Raw genomic sequence first — 1,584 nt, 5'->3', positions numbered from 1 at the left:
CACCAGGTGCGCTGCGAGCTGGACGCCGGCGACGATCTGCACCTGCTGAGCTTTCGCGGCGCCCTGGCCAAGGTGTTGTCCACGCTGATCCAGAACGCCGTCAAGCATGCCTACCGCGAGGCCGGTGGCGAGGTCCACCTGCGCGTGCGGCCGCTGGGCACGGACCAGCTCACAGTCACCGTGCAGGACCATGGCGTCGGCATCCCGCCCGGCATGCTCGGGCGCGTCTTCGACCCCTTCTTCTCGACGCGTTTCGGCCCCAACCGCAGCGAGCCTGGCCTGTACATCGTGCGCAATCTCGTCACCTTTGCACTGGGCGGGCAGATCCAGGTCGAGTCCACGCCCGGCGTGGGCACGACGGTGCGGTTGACGCTGCAGCTGATATCGCCCGAGGCGCGGCGCGCGGCGGGTTGATGCTGGCAGGCATTCGCGCCCGACTGGCGTTGCTGGGCGGCCTGCTGCTGGTGCTGGCACTGGGGCTGGGGCTCTATCTGTTGCAAAGGCCGTCGGCGCAGGCCGCGCAGGGCCCCATCGTCATCGGGCTGCTGCATGCCTTGAGCGGCCCGATGGCGGCCAGCGAGGCGCCGCTGGTGGCGACCGTCAAGCTGGCGGTGGAGGAAATCAATGCCGGCGGCGGTCTGCTGGGCCGACGCGTCGAACTCAGGATCGAGGACACGCGCTCCGAGCCGCGCGTTGCTGCCGCCGCCGCCGAGCGCCTCATCAGCACCGAACATGCGGTCGCCCTGTTCGGCTGCTGGTCGTCCAACTGCCGCCAGGCCGTCAGGCCTGTCGTCGAGACTCATCGCCATCTGCTGTTCTACCCGCTGGCTTACGAGGGCATGGAGCAGTCGCCGAACATCATCTACACCGGCCCCACGCCCAACCAGCACGCACTGCCCGCCACCGACTGGGCCATGCATGGCTTCGGCCGGCGGGTCTACCTCATCGGCACCGACGGCCTCTACCCGCGGCGTGTCAACGCGATGCTGCGCGACTTCATCCTGCTGAGTGGCGGCCAGGTGCTGGCCGAGCGCTATGTGCCGCTGGCAGGCACCGACATGGGCGGCGTGCTGGCCGACCTGCTGCGCGTCCAGCCCGATGTCGTCATCAGCACCATTGGCGGCAGCAGCAATCGCGCCTTCTTCGATGCCCTGGTGGCGGCCGGCCTGACCGACCTGCCGCTCATGTCCCTGCGCGCCGCCGAGCCGGAGATGACCGCCTATGACGGCGGCCGGCTCGACCGCCATTTCACGGCCTGGAGCTATCTGCAGTCGCAGCCCGGGCCGGCCAACGAGGCCTTCCTGGCGCGGCTGCGGCGCAGCCAGGGCGAGGGCATCCAGGCCAGTGATCCGGCGGTGTCGGCTTACATCGGCGTGCAGCTCTGGGCCGCCGCGGTGCGCGAGGTCGGCAGCGCGCAGACGGACGCGGTCAATGCCAATGTGCTGCAGCAGAGCATCTCAGCCCCCCAGGGCTTCGGGGCGGTGGACAGCCAGAGCCGGCATCTGTGGCGCCAGCTGCGCATCGCCCAGGTCAAGCCGGGCGGTCAGCTCGCCGAGGTGTTCGCGCTGCCGCGCTACATCAAGC

At 69.9% G+C, this 1,584-nt stretch carries 2 protein-coding genes; both read left to right on the top strand.

What is annotated here, in order from left to right:
• The coding region (locus ACXJKR_RS32055; RefSeq protein ID WP_457326294.1) for a sensor histidine kinase at positions 1–414 on the top strand (414 nt) is incomplete at its 5' end.
• On the top strand, positions 414–1,584 hold a 1,171-nt coding region (locus tag ACXJKR_RS32050; RefSeq protein WP_457326293.1), incomplete at its 3' end, for an urea ABC transporter substrate-binding protein. The genes ACXJKR_RS32055 and ACXJKR_RS32050, both read left to right, overlap by 1 nt.

It is taken from the genome of Roseateles sp. P5_E11, assembly GCF_054049355.1.
The sequence above is the reverse complement of the archived record's forward strand: the minus strand, read 5'-3'. Positions and strand labels throughout refer to the sequence as shown.